Annotated in this window: 21 protein-coding genes and 1 tRNA gene; 5 read left to right on the top strand and 17 right to left on the bottom strand. The window is 56.2% G+C overall.

Annotation, left to right across the window (positions count from 1 at the left end; all coding sequences use genetic code 11):
• Positions 1–102 precede the first annotated feature (102 nt).
• Together ACGYLD_RS06965 and ACGYLD_RS06960 are read right to left on the bottom strand one after the other, a co-directional pair.
• Positions 103–909 carry an undecaprenyl-diphosphate phosphatase gene (locus ACGYLD_RS06965; protein WP_271692772.1) on the bottom strand — a complete coding sequence of 269 codons (807 nt, stop codon included), beginning with the start codon at positions 907–909 and terminating at the stop codon, positions 103–105.
• The gene (locus ACGYLD_RS06960) at positions 909–1,895 is read right to left on the bottom strand and encodes a complex I NDUFA9 subunit family protein (protein ID WP_271692771.1); all 987 of its coding nucleotides are present in this window, start codon (positions 1,893–1,895) and stop codon (positions 909–911) included. Before ACGYLD_RS06960 ends, ACGYLD_RS06965 begins: the two co-directional genes overlap by 1 nt.
• 168 nt (positions 1,896–2,063) lie before the next feature.
• Here ACGYLD_RS06960 and ACGYLD_RS06955 point away from each other — a divergent pair.
• Positions 2,064–2,149 (top strand) — tRNA-Leu (locus tag ACGYLD_RS06955).
• 153 nt (positions 2,150–2,302) lie between these two features.
• Positions 2,303–3,139 (top strand): DUF3800 domain-containing protein, encoded by an 837-nt coding sequence (locus tag ACGYLD_RS06950; RefSeq protein ID WP_394401839.1) that lies wholly within the window; start codon positions 2,303–2,305, stop codon positions 3,137–3,139.
• 331 nt (positions 3,140–3,470) lie between these two features.
• On the opposite strand, the gene ACGYLD_RS06945 is transcribed toward ACGYLD_RS06950, so the two are convergent.
• The 5 genes from ACGYLD_RS06945 to ACGYLD_RS06925 all read right to left on the bottom strand — a co-directional run bounded on the left by ACGYLD_RS06945 (position 3,471) and on the right by ACGYLD_RS06925 (position 6,444).
• Positions 3,471–3,905 (bottom strand): hypothetical protein, encoded by a 435-nt coding sequence (locus ACGYLD_RS06945; protein ID WP_394401836.1) that lies wholly within the window; start codon positions 3,903–3,905, stop codon positions 3,471–3,473.
• A 334-nt stretch (positions 3,906–4,239) separates the two neighbouring features.
• A complete protein-coding gene (locus ACGYLD_RS06940) occupies positions 4,240–4,773 on the bottom strand; it encodes a hypothetical protein (RefSeq protein ID WP_394401833.1) in 534 nt (177 codons plus the stop codon).
• 69 nt (positions 4,774–4,842) lie between these two features.
• Positions 4,843–5,355: a hypothetical protein gene (locus ACGYLD_RS06935; RefSeq protein WP_394401830.1), complete on the bottom strand. Its 513-nt coding sequence runs from the start codon at positions 5,353–5,355 to the stop codon at positions 4,843–4,845.
• Positions 5,352–5,771 carry a hypothetical protein gene (locus ACGYLD_RS06930; protein WP_067263889.1) on the bottom strand — a complete coding sequence of 140 codons (420 nt, stop codon included), beginning with the start codon at positions 5,769–5,771 and terminating at the stop codon, positions 5,352–5,354. Before ACGYLD_RS06930 ends, ACGYLD_RS06935 begins: the two co-directional genes overlap by 4 nt.
• A gap of 55 nt (positions 5,772–5,826) precedes the next feature.
• Complete coding sequence (locus ACGYLD_RS06925; protein ID WP_394401827.1) at positions 5,827–6,444, bottom strand: hypothetical protein; 618 nt, start codon at positions 6,442–6,444, stop codon at positions 5,827–5,829.
• Between the two features lie 107 nt (positions 6,445–6,551).
• On the opposite strand from ACGYLD_RS06925, the gene ACGYLD_RS06920 reads away from it, so the two are divergent.
• A complete protein-coding gene (locus ACGYLD_RS06920) occupies positions 6,552–6,827 on the top strand; it encodes a helix-turn-helix domain-containing protein (RefSeq protein WP_394401824.1) in 276 nt (91 codons plus the stop codon).
• Positions 6,828–6,867: 40 nt separating this feature from the next.
• Positions 6,868–7,050, top strand: coding sequence for a hypothetical protein (locus ACGYLD_RS06915; RefSeq protein WP_394401821.1), 183 nt, complete (start codon positions 6,868–6,870; stop codon positions 7,048–7,050).
• A 305-nt stretch (positions 7,051–7,355) separates the two neighbouring features.
• On the opposite strand, the gene ACGYLD_RS06910 is transcribed toward ACGYLD_RS06915, so the two are convergent.
• Complete coding sequence (locus tag ACGYLD_RS06910; RefSeq protein WP_394401818.1) at positions 7,356–7,724, bottom strand: response regulator; 369 nt, start codon at positions 7,722–7,724, stop codon at positions 7,356–7,358.
• A 134-nt stretch (positions 7,725–7,858) separates the two neighbouring features.
• Complete coding sequence (locus ACGYLD_RS06905) at positions 7,859–9,589, bottom strand: ATP-binding protein (RefSeq protein WP_394401815.1); 1,731 nt, start codon at positions 9,587–9,589, stop codon at positions 7,859–7,861.
• 317 nt (positions 9,590–9,906) lie between these two features.
• On the opposite strand from ACGYLD_RS06905, the gene ACGYLD_RS06900 reads away from it, so the two are divergent.
• Complete coding sequence (locus tag ACGYLD_RS06900) at positions 9,907–10,470, top strand: nicotinate phosphoribosyltransferase (RefSeq protein WP_394401812.1); 564 nt, start codon at positions 9,907–9,909, stop codon at positions 10,468–10,470.
• Between the two features lie 195 nt (positions 10,471–10,665).
• Here ACGYLD_RS06900 and ACGYLD_RS06895 read toward each other — a convergent pair whose 3' ends face one another.
• From ACGYLD_RS06895 to ACGYLD_RS06860, 8 genes are all read right to left on the bottom strand, one after another.
• Complete coding sequence (locus ACGYLD_RS06895) at positions 10,666–10,959, bottom strand: hypothetical protein (protein ID WP_394401809.1); 294 nt, start codon at positions 10,957–10,959, stop codon at positions 10,666–10,668.
• A gap of 191 nt (positions 10,960–11,150) precedes the next feature.
• Entirely contained in the window at positions 11,151–12,812 is a 1,662-nt protein-coding gene (locus ACGYLD_RS06890; protein ID WP_394401807.1) for a hypothetical protein, read from the bottom strand.
• A 53-nt stretch (positions 12,813–12,865) separates the two neighbouring features.
• Positions 12,866–13,243 (bottom strand): hypothetical protein, encoded by a 378-nt coding sequence (locus ACGYLD_RS06885; protein WP_394401804.1) that lies wholly within the window; start codon positions 13,241–13,243, stop codon positions 12,866–12,868.
• A gap of 75 nt (positions 13,244–13,318) precedes the next feature.
• Complete coding sequence (locus ACGYLD_RS06880; RefSeq protein ID WP_394401801.1) at positions 13,319–13,570, bottom strand: hypothetical protein; 252 nt, start codon at positions 13,568–13,570, stop codon at positions 13,319–13,321.
• Complete coding sequence (locus tag ACGYLD_RS06875) at positions 13,567–14,013, bottom strand: DUF5681 domain-containing protein (protein WP_394401798.1); 447 nt, start codon at positions 14,011–14,013, stop codon at positions 13,567–13,569. Before ACGYLD_RS06875 ends, ACGYLD_RS06880 begins: the two co-directional genes overlap by 4 nt.
• 187 nt (positions 14,014–14,200) lie before the next feature.
• A complete protein-coding gene (locus ACGYLD_RS06870; RefSeq protein WP_394401795.1) occupies positions 14,201–15,382 on the bottom strand; it encodes an AAA family ATPase in 1,182 nt (393 codons plus the stop codon).
• Positions 15,379–15,819, bottom strand: a complete 441-nt coding sequence (locus tag ACGYLD_RS06865; protein WP_394401792.1) for a hypothetical protein — start codon at positions 15,817–15,819, stop codon at positions 15,379–15,381. The genes ACGYLD_RS06870 and ACGYLD_RS06865 overlap by 4 nt, the downstream gene beginning before the upstream one ends.
• Positions 15,820–15,922: 103 nt before the next feature.
• On the bottom strand, positions 15,923–16,291 hold the full coding sequence (locus tag ACGYLD_RS06860; protein WP_394401789.1) for a hypothetical protein: 369 nt from the start codon (positions 16,289–16,291) through the stop codon (positions 15,923–15,925).
• Positions 16,292–16,356 lie beyond the last annotated feature (65 nt).

The following is a 16,356-nucleotide window of genomic DNA, read 5'->3' as shown; positions in this document are numbered from 1 at the left end:
AATAAAAGACACCAATGCTGACCTATTTACTTCTTTCCGAGCAAATGGGAGGCTCGGCCATCATTTTTATGCATCATTTAAGGTCCGATGCGGACCTACCCACTAAAACCCAGCCCAAAGCGCGAGGATAACCACCCCGCCCACAAGGATTCGCCACCACCCGAAAAGCGCATAGCCATAGCGGCTGATGTAATCGAGCACCCAACGCACCACGAAAACGGCAGAGATAAAGGCCATGGCGAAGCCCACGGCAATCTCCCCCATGGCCGAGGCATCCAGCACATCGCGGTTCTTATAGATGTCATAGGCGAAAGCGCCCGCCATCGTCGGCATCGAAAGAAAGAAAGAGAACTCCGCCGCAGCACGTTTGCTGGCCCCCAACAACAAAGCCCCGACGATCGTCGCGCCCGACCGCGAAGTGCCCGGCACCATGGCGAGACATTGGATCACCCCAATCTTAAACGCCATGGAAAGCGGGAATTTGGTCGCGTCGGAATGGGTCGGCGCTGGTGCGATGCGGTCTACGATCAACAGCACCACCCCGCCCAGCACCAACATGACGGCAATCAGCAATGGCGTCTCGAAAAGGACCGTTTTGATAAAGTCATGCGCCAAAACGCCGATCACGACCGCTGGCAGGAAGGCCAACAGCACCGACCAGATAAACCGCCGCGCCTGCGGATCATGGGGTGCTGCCGAGAAGACCGCCCAAAGCCGCGCGGAATAGACCGTCAAGATCGCGAGCACCGCGCCCAATTGGATCACGACCTCAAAGGTTCGTCCGGCGCTTTCGAAACCCAGAAAATGACCGGCCAACAAAAGATGCCCGGTCGAAGATACGGGGATGAACTCTGTCAGCCCCTCCAGCAAACCCAGAAAGGCGGCGATCAGAGTGGTCGATTGTTCCATTATCCCTGCCGCAGGTTACGTGCCGATGCTTTGATGGCGTCATATTGCCCCGAGGGCCGGAACCGCCAGAGATAGTCGGGGAGCACCGCATCCATCGCGGTGGGGGTGATGTCAAGCTCGGCAAAGCCGCGCGCGTCTTCCGCTACGACATTGTCCTTGCGCAGGTTCTTGACCTGATCGCGGGTCAGCATCTTGTTGGTGAACAGCCCCAAGGTAGCCGTCTGCACCATATCGAACCCGAAGGCGACGATTTTGGCGAGGAACCACGGCATGTTGAGCACCAACCGACGGCGGTGAATCACCTTAAGCATGCGCTGCATCAACCCGCGGAAGGTATCCACATCGGGACCGCCGAGTTCATAGACGCCCGAAGCGACCTGCCCCTCCAGTGCTTTTTCCGCCGCCTTGGCCACGTCATCGACGAACACCGGCTGGAACCGGGTCGAGGCACCGGCGACCGGCAGGATCGGGCCGCTGCGGGTCATGCCTGCAAAACGGTTAAAGAATTCATCCTCTGGCCCGAACATGATCGAGGGTCGCAGGATCACGGCATGGGGCATATGTTTGAGAATGGCCGCCTCGCCCTCGCCTTTGGTGCGGGCATAGTCGCTCTCGGCCTCCATATCCGCGCCGATAGCAGAGACATGGACGAAATGACCGATCCCTTCGGCGGCGGCCATGCGGGCGATACGCTCGGCCCCTTCGGATTGCACGGCGTCAAAGCTGTTCTTGCCGGTCTCGACCAGAATGCCCACGCAGTTCACCACCGCATCCGCGCCGCGCAGCGCGTCGGCCACGGAGCCATCGTTGCGGATGTTGCACAAAACAGGTTCGACCTGGCCGACCACACCATAGGTCCGCACAAAGAGCGCCTCGTTGGGATGGCGCACCGCCACCCGCACCCGCCAACCAGCTCTGGCCATGCGATACGCGATATAGCGTCCGACAAACCCCGAACCGCCATAAATCGTGACCAGCTTAGACATTCTGCCGCTCCTGTAGATAAATTCTCTGACAGGATGTACCCGCGCGCCGCCCCTGTCACAAGGCCAAACCCCCGGTTGCAGCGCCTCGCGTGCAGGATTTTCCGATTTTCGCATAAATTGCGATTGACAGTCACCCGGCTGAGCCTTAGAGCACCCCACACGATACGTGCCCAGGTGGCGGAATGGTAGACGCGCTAGCTTCAGGTGCTAGTACTGGCAACGGTGTGGAGGTTCGAGTCCTCTCCTGGGCACCATAATTCCGAGATAAGCGATTGAAAAATATACGCGTCTTGTGCGCCATTGAAATCCAATCCACCCCCCAGTCCCCCTTGTGTAAGCTGGATACCTAGGCGCGACGAATTTTTTACATCTTGATATTTTCCGCTGAGAGCACGAGTTTGCACCCAATGGCGCAGAAACTCCCCCTCTTTGACCTTTATATCGATGACTCGGGAACACGGCATCCGGACCATGCCGAACCGACAAGCAAATCCGGCGATTGGTTCAGCTTGGGTGGAGTGCTACTTAAGAATGAAAAAGATGCGCAAGCGCGAAAGCTTCACGCTGAGTTCATGCGTAAATGGAAGCTGGAAGGGCCACTCCATTCCGTGAAAATCCGCCATCGCTCAGGGATCTTTTCTTGGCTATCCAACAGCACCCCAGCAGAAGTCTCTGAATTTTTCCATGATCTCGACCACTTGGTTACCAGTTTTCCCGGCGTCGGCATGGCTTGCGTAATAGATAGGCCGGGGTATCACGACCGGTACTATGAGAAACATGGTCGCCAACGCTGGCAGTTATGCAAAACCGCCTTCACCGTCATTTGCGAGCGGGCAGCGAAATACGCGGCACAAGAAGGTCGCAGAATTCGGCTATTTGTCGAAGAGACCGACAAAAAGTCTGATTATTTGATAAGGGAATACTTCAAAGGGCTGAAGACAGAAGGCATGCCATTCTCACCCCAAAGCTCGGAGAAGTACTCACCTCTGAGCGCAGAAGAACTCAACTTTCGCCTGCTAGACTTGAAGTTCAAACGAAAATCGTCTCCGCCAATGCAGATGGCCGACCTATACCTGTATCCCATCTGCCGCTCTGGATACGATCAGAAGTACCGCCCCTTCCACCTCATGAAAGAGAACCAAAAAGTCATAGACTGCCTGCTAAGCGAAGAAGAGCGCCTAACGCTCGGGATCAAATTCAGCTGCTTCCCAGAAAAGCAAAAAGGGCCCCAAAAGGACCCTTAAGCCAGCCTCCAATCGGAGACCTCCTAGGCACTGCCTGACTTGAAATATAGACTACGGAATCAGATAGTCAATCTTCATAGCGTGGGTTGACCGGAAAAATCTTCTAAAGTCAAGGGCTAACCTACATTCTGTATAGGTAGGCAAAGTGACAACTATATCTGTCGGGTTAGTAAGGCGAGATGCGAAACCCCGGGGGAACACAATGCCGTCCGCGTAGCTCGAGACGGTTTGGTGAGCCCGACCTAAGCGAGGCCACTACTTTATGACCACCAGCGATGATCAGCCTCGTCCTGACTGATTGGCCACTTGCGGAAGCCCTTCAGGCCCTAGCTTAGGTATCTTTTGGCTTGCCACCTAACAGGGACACTATGCCAGTAACAAAGTGCCCTATCCAGCTAGTTTCCGACCACTCACCGGTCAGCAAGACCCGCAAGAGCAACGCAATCACCATAATGCCAAAAATGAGAAGTAGTGTCGCGACAACTCCAAGCTCTATCAGCACAAATGACAAGCTAACTAAGGCTACGGTCGCCAGCATCAGGGCGGAGATCACGCCGAAACGATAGCTCCCGTGCTCGCGTTTGTCGAAACGGTCTTTTTGTTTAACTACTATTCTTGCTAACTCTGGGTCCGTTTGCGCAAGTCTGTTCAATGAATCTATTTCATTTGAATGAAGGTGTAGGGAATCGATGTTGAGGATGCGGGTATCATGACCCGAACCCTGACTGTTTCCCGAATTGCCTTGATCAACCGGCTCGCTTGACATGCCAGCTTGAGCCACCCTTGCGCTCAACTACAATCTTTTGGGTCTTTGACTTCGGAGTTTCAGTGGGGGATTTAGTTCGACCCACGGCGCCATTTGCAGCGTCGCGGAGAGGCTTCAGGGTTAGGACTTCCGTCACCCCACGCGAAAACGCGGATCGACTCACAGAGACCATCTCAGACATTTCGGTTCCTCTCTCTCACAGATGCTTTTGGCGCATCTACATTCTTGGACTCAATATAGTAAATAACGTATAAGCTTTCCAACAGTTCACAGAAATTTCATCACTAACTGTTGTAGTGTGGTCGGCGAGTTCCCTGCGTTTCTTCTTATATGATCACGGACGTTCGCCCGTGTCCATCTTTTCGAAGCCCAGATGACGAGAGCAAGCGACTACCAGCGGCGGCTCGGAAGGGAACGACCGAAGATCAAACCACTTGAAGCGCGTCCCATCCGCATTGCGCTGGTCGCCCATAACGATTTGCGGAGAGTTCACCCGGTTGCGGATGAGCGCGGCTCGGAACGCCCTCAGGTCGATCAGCCACCAAGCCTCTAAGCCCGTCTGGTCGGCGTTGGAATGTCCGTAGAACATCCAGTCGCCATTGCCGTTCACAATCTTGGAAAGCTCCGTCTGAGCACCAGATGCCACTGCCGAGCGTATGGTGAACTGGTAGGGGTAACGCTGTGCATAGCCGGGACGCCTTACCCGTGCCGCAACGCGCATGTCGCGGGCATCAAGCATCATGAGGTCGGTGGCTTGGATATGGTCAAATGGGTCGGTAGCGGTTTCCAACAGGTAGCTGCCGATCAGTTGCTTTATCTCAGGCAAGAACCTGTCGGACCAGTTCCGGTTGTTGGTGTAGCAGTTCATTTCTGACAGTCTCCAATGCGGCCCCCACCGCGTTGCCCACGCCCCGGCAGAGGGGCGCAGGCGGGTTCGTTAGGCCTTGGCCCGCAGGTATCTAATCACGGCCTTCTGAGCGCGCGGATACTGCTCACACAGCAATTCACCGGCGCAGTCCTCGACACACCATTCCAGCATGGCGGCGGCATCTGCGTCTGACTTCGGCTCAAAGCACGAAATGCGTTCAGCAAGCCATTCGATGTTTTGATCAAGCTCGGCCAGTTCGGCAGGTTCACCAGCCTCCCCGTCAGGTAGCTTTTGCATCAGCGCGTCTCTGGTGTGTTTGGCAGCCTTCCATTTATCCAGCAGCTGCACGGCACCTGTTCTCTGGCTGGCGTCCTGTTCTAGGCGCTCACCCCTCAGCTCAACCAGTTCAAGGGTACTGATTAGGTCGCCCACCATGTTTCCGGCCAGCTTGACCGTGTGCGCTGTTGCCTCTCCGTCTCCCGGTTGCTCGGGCGCGTTCCCTTCAAGGGAGCGCACACAAACGCGCAGAATGCTGCTGAGGTCGTATGCGTTGGAGATTGCGGCTGCGAGGTTCGTGTTCATTGGTTCGCCTCCAGTTGCGCTTTCCGTGCGTTAGGGGTGGCATCCACCAGACTGGACAAGTCAGCGGCCAAGCGCTCGCTCTTGCTGATCACCTCTTGTGCCAAGGCATGAGCGGCGTTTGATGCAGGGGATGACACGCTTTCGGATTCACTGACCAGAAGCTCGAGGCCCTGCAATAAGCCGTGCAAAAAGATTGCGTCGAATTCGACATCGGCCAGCAAGGGGGCTTTGGGCTTGCGATGGGTCGGACCATTCCCCAAGAGCGCCCAGTCGAGCGTCAGGTGGTGCTTGTCGCAGTAATCGATGATTTCCCGGCTTGGTGCGCCATCTGCGCTTAGGATCATTGAAGGCGCGGTATCCCCTGCACTCTCTGCGAATTGGTTGAGCCGGAAGCGGATTGTTTCAAGGTCGTTCATGGTAATCTCCTTTGGTTTCAACTGACGGGGGATCAGCCCCGCCAAGCTTGCGTGTTCAGGCGCGGTATTCGTGGACAACCCCATCAACCGCGATGCGTGAAATGGTCGCCAGATTGACGGAGCGTGGCGCGTGAGCCTTCGCATCCCATACCGGCAGCAGATGAGGGTGGCGGGCTTTGCGCGTCTGTACGGCCTGTTTCCCGGCCTCTGTGGCAGCATCGCCTTTGGCATGGCGCTGCAAGGTCGCGGGCTGGACCTGCATGGTGCGCTCTGTGCCGTCGGCTTTGGTGAATGTGACAGCGCAGAAGCGGCCACCGGCGGAGGCGATCAGGTCACGCTTGGCGGCGTAGTCTGGGGCAGCGGCCTCATGCTCCTGTGCGGCTCTCAGAGCAGCGCGTAGGACGCCAATGCGGGCATAGTCGGGCTGCTCCCAATGGGTCTTGCTTTCGAGGATGGCAATCTCGCTTTGAATGCGGGTGACTTCGGGCGATGCCTGCTCCTGCTTTTCCTGTCGCGCTTCCATTGCCCGTTCGTGCTTGGCATTGGCCCATGCAGCTTTCAGGGCGCGGCGCATGATCACCCGGAACCCGTAGAGAGCCACCTTAGCTTTGCGGACAATTTCCCAAGCGGCGATCATGATTGCTTTGCGATTGTATTGGGCTGCGGTTGTCATGTTTCAAATCCCTTGCCTTGCTTAACTGGATAGCCCATAATTAGGCTATTAGCATAGTGCTGTCAACCTATTATTAGGCTAATAGCACATTACACACAGGAGTATCCATGTCCGACAGCATCACGCCCTTGCAAATTAGACTCGCAAAAGCCGCTCTCGGCCTTTCGAATCCTGCATTGTCAGAAGCAACGGGTCTCAATCGGAACACTATTAACGCCGCCGAAAAGGTTGGGGGGAACCCGAGCCGCTCCACGCGAATCCAACTGCGGCAATATTTCGAAGGGCAGGGCGTTATATTTGTACCCAAAAACGGTGGGCCTGAAGGGATACGTTTTGCTGAGGAAGGTTTGGGGCCGGATACCAAGGGTAAAGGGAAGGACTGACATTGCCATCATCGACAGCCCGCTGAGCCAGTCGCTCATCGTGGAGGGGCATTACTTCGACATCAGGATTTATCGCGGGGAGGAAACCCTCTGGACGTTGGAGGTGGTCAACGCGAAGGCAACCAGCTTTGTATGGGACGAGCTATTTCCCACGGATGAGGATGCACTTGGTGCGGCACTGGCGGACTTTGAGACCAGCCCGGTAGAAGATTTCCTTGGCTGATGAAAACGGCCCCGGCAGCGGATTCATTGCTGAGAAAGTATGGTGATCAAACAGCCTGTGTGCGGAGGCCAATCAATAAATCAGTCGGCTTCTCCCCGTTACACCCGAGTTTGAGTACGACAAGACCGGAGGAATGTAACACAACACCGGAAGCGGGATTTCTCCAATGTTGCGATACTTTTCTGCGGTGTTTTGCTAACTAGTTTCCGGAAATGTGTTGCTGGCTCGAACAATGGATTCCGTCAGGAGCACCCATGGCATCACGGTAGGCATTAGAACCCGCCCGGCTAACCCAGTTTACTAACTTACTTGATCATGGCCGACTTAATCTGCGCGCCCAAAGTCATCGGATCGAACGGCTTTGCAATGATTTCTTTGGCTCCAGTAGCTAATAGCTCGGCGCAACTCCCCGAACTCACGCGGGCAGTCATGAAGATTGCAGGAACATCTTTGAGGCTCGGAATCGCCCAGAGCTTCTCCAAGGTTTCCGGACCAGTCCAACCCGGCATCATCACGTCGAGCAGAAAGACGTCCGGTATGAACTGCTCTATCGCGAGAAGCGCATCTTTTCCGGATGAACAGCTGACGACATCAAAATCATCAGAAAGCTCCAGAGACAGTTTGGTTAATTCGAGAATATCCGCCTCGTCATCAACGTGTAGGAGTTTGATCATAAGGCAGTCCAGTCTTTTGGTGGCGCGTCATGCTTCGCAGCCCCCTTCTATAGCCACTATCGTGCAAGTTGTGGAGGACATAGCCGGTATGATCTGAGAGGGTAGCAGCGCAATCGACTAGGTCAGGCTAGGTATTAGGCCGCTTCCTTCAACGACTGAGATGTTTCTCTCGGGAGTGACAGGGTGAATACACTGCCCACACCTACTTCACTGCTTACGTCGATGCTTCCATCTTCCAGCCGAGCGAGCTCTCTCGCGACCGATAGGCCGAGGCCGGTCCCGGCAGCACTGCGCGACGACGAAAGGTCGGCTTGATGGAATGCTTCAAAGATTCTCTCGAGTTCATGGTTTTCGATGCCCGAGCCGGTGTCCCGGACATCTATATGAACCTTCTCTTTTGACACGGTGACTGCCACTGACACTTTACCCGAATCGGTGAACTTGATCGCATTTCCCATCAAATTTATGATGATCTGTCGTGTGCGAGTCACATCCGCGACCATAAGACAGGAAGGAATTTCAGCCTCCAATTCCAATCCCTTTTGCTCGGTCAGAATTTTCATTTGGTCGATAACTGGGTCGAGAACCTCTTTTACGTCACAAATCTCTGGGTCGACCTCAAGCCGACCGGTCTCCATTTTAGCGTAGTCGAGCAACTGGTTGACCAAGAAGAGAAGATGTTCGCCAGACCTCGATATTTTTTCCATTCCAGTCGTTGCGGATTGCAGCAGTTCATCGACATTGCCTTTGACAAGCTCCGCATCAATATCCTGCTGTTGGAGAATGACATCCAGTCGCTTCGCAGGAGGCATCTGGCTCAGGTTTTTGCCGAGCCGTGCATAGCCCAAAATGACGGTCAAAGGCGTTCTTAACTCATGACTCACTATGCTCATGAAATTCACTTTAGCGCGATCCGCAGCTTCGGCTTCTCTCCTAGCCTGCTTAAGGGCTTGTATATCGATGAGTGCTTGCTGTTCACGGGCCTCTAGTTCACGAGACACCCGCAACAAGCGGCGGACAATCAACAGGAGGAAGATACCGCCAGTCAGTCCTACCGCCAACAGCATCGGCAATATCTTCGCAAACAGGTCTGCTGCTGGTCGCTCAGGGTTCCAGACGAGCCATGAAAGAACCTCGCCAGATGGTCCTTTCAAAGGCACACCCGCCAACTCTTCGGTCGGCGAGGCGGCTTTGAAGGCGATACCTTCAAGCTCTACGGGTAAGCCAATCTCCTGAGCAAGTGGCCCGTCGATGTAACGCACAGCCACATGCAGGTATTCAGTACCCGGAAGCTGCCTAATGTTGCCCGAGTCAGAGATGATAGGCACAACGCTGACGATGGCCACTTGGTCGTCGAACTTAAGCGGCGCAACAACGGCGACCTCAGCGAGCGCTTCATAAGGATTGTCCTGTCCTAGGCTGGCTTTCGCCATGACATCCTGAAGCCTTGCTACGAGTGGTACAATAAAATCGGCGCGTTTGGAAAAAGCTTCAGGTGCACGGATCTTTCCGGACACAGAGGCAAATAGAGCATCACCCCTGCTATTAAGCACATAATTTTCATGATGCCCGAAGTAGTCCTGCATCCAACCGCCCAGATTTTCATTCATCCACTTTTCGTCACGAGCAGCAACATTCTCCACGGCGTCATCCCAAACAGTTGCGCTCTGCTGTTGTTGCGGAATAGCAGCAATCGCCTCCGCAAGATTTCGAGAGGCAAAACGTTCTTCTCGAGCGAGAGCAGTGGCATCTCCTAACCTGATCGCGTTTGCTCCGACGAGAATAAGGCTCAGCAAGCCTGCACCGAATACGATGAAGAGGGCGCTAGCTATCTGCAATGAGAGTTTGTTTTGGTTGGTTGGCATGGAAATATATACTTACACGTGCGTTTAAATATTGATTTGCAAAAGCGGCGAGGCCGTTCCGGCAAACCAAATACCGGTGGATTGGCACTGGCGGCTCAGGGGCGCATAAATAGTAATTGTGACCAATTTGCGGCCATGAGTTCTAAGTGTCAGCTGGATCGTCGTTGATCTGCTCTGTAGGACGAAAGGTGCCTAGATTAGACACTTTCAGCGCTATCTCGCCAAGCGATAAGAGCACCCCGGAACCAAGGCACCCATTCGAAGTTCTAGCTCTACCCTGCCCGTATCCCTATGGGCAGAATGAAGGAGGAACCACTATGCAAATGAATATGAAATCCCTGATGTCCGTCCTAATGGCGACGACAGTTTCTACAGCGGCATTCGCTCAGACAGCTAGCACAGATGGGGCCGCTGATGTTGGTGCCAGCGTGGGAGCGGGCGCTGACGTTAGTGCAGGAACCAGCGGCAGCTCTGGCGCTGGCAGCAGTGTAGGCGCAGATGTTTCCACTAATGCGGCTGGTAATACAACAGCTTCAGCGCAGGGCAACTCAAATGGTCAGAGCCTGAACTATGGGCAGCTGATCTCCGCTCTCCAGACTTCCGACGTGTCTGCCGACGTTGTGTCCGGCCTTGACGCAGAAGCCGAGGCGACAATTACGCTGCTATCTGAGTTGAAAGGTGAAGCTGCCGAGAACGCAAGTGCTTTGGACAATGCTCTGAGCAAGCAAGAAGATGGCATTGCTGACCTGCGCACGGAAATTGAAGCGAACGCAGAGTTGATGTCCGCGCTGGAAGCCGAAGGATATTCGGTTGATCAAGTTGTCGCCGTGAACTCTGCCAACTCCGGTGAGATTACCTTGGTTGTAGACGACAGCCAGTAATGCTGGCTCCGTCCCCTCACTCCTAACAACCGAGGTATTGTTACGCCACGCTGCAATGTAGCGTGGCGTTTCCGCACCCTTGCTCAATAACAACAGATGCGAGGAAAACTCAGCTCAGGTAACAGCCGATCCGATAGCTGGTTAATTTTGCCCCTAGCGCTGTATTTCCCCTGTTATAACAGCAGTCAGCACCCGCTATTTCCCGTTAGAAAACGGTCGTTGGCAGCGCTCGAACTCGGATCGACATACCTTCTCCGCGTCGGCCAGCCCAGCTTGTAACTCAGCTATCATCGTATCGGGCCAATGGTCTGCCAGCGCGCCATAGACCGTCCATGCGATACAGCTTTGATAATCAGCAAAGCTTTCCGACTTCTTGGCGAGGTTTTTGCCCACTTCATCCAGCGCAACGGCCTGCACCGTCTGGCGTATCATTTCCACTCGGTCGGGGCGCATTGGGCGTTGGAAGGGTTCCTGTCCTTCATATCTCATTGCAGCTTATCCTTGCTTTGGAAGTGACGGCACCCCATGCTGGTGCCAACCAACGGAGGTCGTACCCATGAAACATTGGAACACCGAACTGACCGTTGGCATCGTCGGCTTGTGGGCCGTCGGTGCCGGTCTTTTATGGCCTGCGGCATGGCCTTACTTGGCGGGCTGCATAGGCGCTTCATGGATCTACGCTATTGTGGCTGTGCGGCGCTCTGGGCGAGCAAGGAAGAGATCATTGCACGTGTCTCGTCCTGACTAGTTCGCTTCTTGGCAACCGGCCCCCCGTTGCGGACCAAGCTACCCAAGTCAGAGACAGCGCGTTTTGTCGCTAGTTCAGCCCCTCCTTTCGCAGCCATCGCGGCAAGTGAAGGTATGGCTAGAAGGGGGTTTGCTGAACTCGCTGCGCCCGCAAGCATACCCCCGCCCGCCATTGCGGGGAGCGTACCCGAGGTGGGTGAGAACCGCCCCAGCATACGAAGTGCGTTCTGTGTTGTTGTACCGCGAACGATGCTTTCCATCGCCTTGATTTCTTCCGTGCTGTAGTTGCGCTTCTTGCGAGGATCATCAAGAATCTGCCGAATGTTCTGGCGGATTGCATTGACCTCATTGCCGCCCGTCCCACTGGTCGCCGCCCGGTTCTCAGCTTTGTATAGCCGCTGGTCAATGTCTTCGCTTTTCTTGATGCGTCGGGTCATGTCCCGACCTTCTCGCAGAGATGCCACCGCAGAAGTAGGGTCGCCGCCTGTCACGTCATCAGGCGAAAGATTGTCGAGGTATCGCGTAATCTCATCTTTCATGCCCATCCCGATGCTGCTTTCACTCGGGTCAATCGCCCCGGCAACATCGCGTCCGACAAGGCGGCGTGATTTCTCAACCTCCGCGATACGGGGCGTCATCATTTGTTTGATCTTATCAGCAGTACGGGATGCCTTAGGGGCAAGGTACGGGTCCATTCCATCGCGCGCGGAGCGTTCAGAAATGGTCTCCTGTAGGCGCTGGGTGGATTCCGGGGTCAACTGCGCCGGAGACGCCTCAACAGCCCTGTACGCGGCGCTCTGGCGCTCTTTGAGTTCATCTATGGTCGGGGCCTTGGCTCCGGGCCGCAGGCTGCGCGCTGCGCCGACAGGGGTAAGCCCACCAATTATGGACGCAATCATGTCTGCTGTTTCGTTGCCGGGGGCTACTTCCTGCACAGCTTGACCGGCTGCACCCGCGCCAACTGCGCTCGCCGCTTCTGTTGCCCCAAGCGCAAGGGGTGCCTTAGCTCCCCGCATAGCGGCACCGCCGGGAATTGCCATCGCACCTGCCTCCTGGCCAATGCGCCGACCAAACCGCTGTCCAGTAGTCTGTGGCTGCCTGTCGGAGATTGTGGGGGCCAAAAGGTTCAGGAATGTCTCGCTCCCACCAACTGGGCTTTCAATTCGGCTGCCTTGAGTGATTTGGGCGTTGGGGTCGGGCTCAGGAAAACCGTCCGGCCCTGCGACCATTTCAGGCGCGTATTGTGGCGTTGCGAACATACCATTGATGAGGCTAGTCGCTGCATCAACGGGAAAACCCAGCGCAGAACCGATGCCCTCGTTCACACCGCTCATGGACTGTTCAACCATGTTGGTTTGCGGGGCCGATGTCCTAGCGGCTCGCGCTGCCTCGATAAGAGAAGCCAAATCGCCGCCACCCTTCTGGCTGCGCTCCACAGCTTTCTGAGCAACGATTTCTTGTAGCGTCATGGTTTGCTCTTTGCTTCCTTGCGCCGCCATTGCCTCGGCCTCAAGGATTGCGATGATTTCTTCATCGGTCAAACCACCCTGTTGCCGTCTTGCCTGCTGTGCAAGCTCATTCATTTCGTTACCCATATCCGTGCCTTCCATTTGTTGCCAAATACCGCGCGACCCCGCACGGGCTTTCGTTAATCACGACCCCAGCCACCGCCAAAGAAGCTTGGGAAGGGGCTTTTCTGCTTATTCAGCCCGAACATACTGGATTGGCCGAAGTTGAATGGCCCGTCCCCTTGCGACGCTGTAGAAGATGCGCTTTCCGCAGCCCGGCTAAAAAGCGCGTTGCCGTCTTTTCTCGCCTTGCTCTCAAACTGATCCATCTTCCGTTTCTGCATGCCCGCGACTACACCCGTCGCCAACTGCCCAAACCCCTGCCCAACGCTTTGAGCCTGACCCATATTGCCAATCATCGACGCGATAAGTTTGCGCCTCTGATCGAGCATGTCCGGCGTGCTATTCGGATTGATGGAAAGGTCAAAAAAGCTCCTTCCGCTGTTATTATCGAACATGTTTGTCACCTCTTCCTTCTGTCTCGAAAATGCAGCTTAGACTCATGATTATATTATCAAAAATGGGATTCTGTGTCACTGTTTTTCACCTTGAACTTGCTCCTGCTCCAACAGATTCTCGACCCTCGCGCGGAACGCGTCGGCGCTTTCATCGGGGAGGCGCGAGACGTCATCGCGCACCTTACCCCTCAGGAGGATTGCAACCTGCGGATCGGGCAAAACTGCCGGGTCTTTGGACATGGCGCAGAGGTAGATGCAGTTCGGCTGCACCGCCGCGCTCAAGCCGCTCTCGTTTTCGATTTTCTTTAGTCGAGTCAGTAGCGTCATCTGCTTGCCTCCAATGCCGTTATCCGGCGCTCAATCTCTGTGGTTTCCAAGGTGCGGCGGAACTGCTCGACCACGGCCATGACGGTCGCAGCCTCCAGCGGTGTGACGTCACCCTCTGCGATTGCTTTGAGAATGGCTCTTGCGGCCTTCGCTGCGTCCTCTGCCGTTTCAATCTCCGGCAGGGCAAAAGATACCGGCGCATCCTTGCGGGCAGGCGCGATCCGGTCGAGACAGAGGCGCAGAGCCGTGACATCCCCTTCCAGCGCCTTGTCTATGGCTGCCTGCGTCAAGGCCTCCTGCTGACCCTCCAGCATCGCCTCAATGGCCTGTGTGACCTTGTGGCGTGATCCTTTGGGTTTGCCGGGATTACCGGGTGCGAATGTACCGTCAGCGTTCCGGCCTTCCGTTTTCGCGCCGCTGTTTCGGTTGTCGCTCTTACTCATAGTACATGCCCTTTCTGAGAATGTGTGCGGGGTCTGAACCCGGCGATTTGCTCCGCCACCTCAGGGAGACCACCAAGCGCTCCACCACCACCCTCCCCCCCTTTAGGGGGAGGGGTGGTGTAGCAGTGGTGCAGGGGGGTATTTGCTCCACCTCGCTCCACCACTGTTTTAGGGGTGGTGTAGCAGTTCATTCGGATGCCCATTCACCGACCTCCAAGCAGGGCCGAGTGCGTCTGTTTCCGTCGATGATCGGCGACTTGATGAGCGCCCCGGAATGCAGCCAAGCCTCGATCATTCTCCTGATCCGACGCCTGTCATTCGTAGCGTCCAGCCCCAGCACCTCGGCAACGATCACCCCGGCCCAATCCTTGCCCGACTGATCCGAGTAGCGCGGAAGCTTGCCCTCAATGGCATGCTGTACTGCCAGCAGGTCTTTGCTAGTGAAGCCGTCGAAGGTATCCGGCCATTCCCAGACTTCGGCCACACCGACGCTTTCCCCGTTTGCCAATTCGACAGAGGCCATGCGCCGCCATGTGCGCTTGCCCACGGGGGCGAGATTGGACTTGTCGCGGGTCACGGTGAAATAGGTGGTGAGGTCATCAGGCAGGATGCCCGCTTGCTCTCTCTCGTCCGCTGTCATGCGGTTGAGTACCCGCCCAGACCGTGCAGCCGCCAGAAGAGCAGAACCGCCCCTGCTGTCCTCTGTTGTCGCTTCTACGCCGTTGGTCTTGCGGGTATGATGAACCAGTTCAATTGCGCAGTTACACCGGTCCGCCAGACGCGCCCATTCCTTGGCGATGAGATCAATGGCGACATTGTCATTCTCACCCGCCTGATGAGACGACACGAACGGGTCAACAATCATCACGTCAATCTGCCGTTCAGCAATTTCCCGCGCTAGCTCCTCAATCTCAGGCTTTACGATTACGACGCCTTCACGGGTCTGCATGGCAGTGCAAAGCTCGCGCTCGCGACCGGTATCAACGAACAACCGCCCTTCGACCTCGTCAGGCTGCACATTATGGTGCTGCATGGCCGCTGTAATGCGCAGATTCATCTCATCGCGCGGGTCTTCGAGATTATAGAGCCAGACGTTCAAGCCTTTGGCGGTCCATTCCCCCAGCAGTTCCCGCTCAGAAACCATTGCCAGCCCCTCAACGATGGTCAGAGAGGACTTGCCCACCCCACCGGGGGCAACCGTCACGGCGACCTGTTTGCGCAGAAGGTGCCGCCCATAGACCCACGGGCGGCGGGGCAGGCTACTGGGGTCCTGCCAGATGTAAGGCGTCGGCAAGCGGTGAGTGCCGGACAGATGTTCAGACCGGTGCTGATCCAGTTGCACTGCCATTGCTGTGAAATCGCGCGTCAAGCTGCCAGCCTCCCCTGAACGAAGTCGAGGAAGGCCGCTTGGCGCTCGTAGGGCATCGCCTTGAAGCTGGCGAGGCAATAGGCCTCCCGCTCATCAGGTGCCGCCATATCAGCCCAGAATGCTGCCTCGTCCATGTGGTTGAACAGGGGGGCGATGGGTTGCCCCGCTGCCGAGGGAATAGCGCCTCCCAGCGCCGCTTCTGCGACAGCCTTCGCATCCTGTGGCAGCAAAGCTTTGAGCGCCACATAGGCCAACGCGGCCCGCTCTGTCGTGTTGAGACGGGCGCGCAGGATGGCGGAAAGGCCAAGCCACGCGTCGAGGTCATCCAGCAGGAGGCAGTATCCCAGCGACCGGGATACGCTATCGATACGGTAGGCGGTGCGGTTGACCGAGGCGCTATGGCCCCGGTCGTTCGCGGGCATATGCAACCCGTCCATCAAACGCCCTCCCCGTAGTGCAGGCCAGCCACGAGGCGGGCTTGGGTAGCGGTCAGGCCATAGAGGCGTTGCAAGCGGACAATCTGGATTTTAAGGGCCATAATCACGCTGCACCCCCATCGATCCGGCGCACGCTGCCGCTGAGAAAATACACCCCGAATTTGGCCCGGTCTGTCGCGGTATCGTTTGAGTACATCTCTTTCGTGATCGGCACCCCGTAGTCACGGCGCAGGATGCACACCCGGTCAGAGATGCGCACCGGGCTGGCGCAGTAAACAGGTTGCTGGATCAGCGCATCAAGGATGATCCGATTGCCCTTTGCCAACGTGAAGGTCTTTGTTGTCCCGTCTTCGGCCACGACCTCATAGCGGGCCGGAGCGGTGCCTTTGGGCATGTCGCTCCACTTCTCGACGCGCAGAGCGTTTGCGGGTGGGCGGTCGGTGCTGACACCGAAGTCTGTTTTGATGTTCATTGCCGTTTTCCTTTCTTGTTGAAAGGACCGGCCAAACGCGCTATCTCTTGTTCACCGCTGAAAAG

Origin of the sequence: Sulfitobacter sp. 1A12056 (assembly GCF_043558125.1) — a bacterium.
Lineage (GTDB): Bacteria > Pseudomonadota > Alphaproteobacteria > Rhodobacterales > Rhodobacteraceae > Sulfitobacter > Sulfitobacter faviae.
This window is presented reverse-complemented; position numbering and strand designations above follow the sequence as displayed.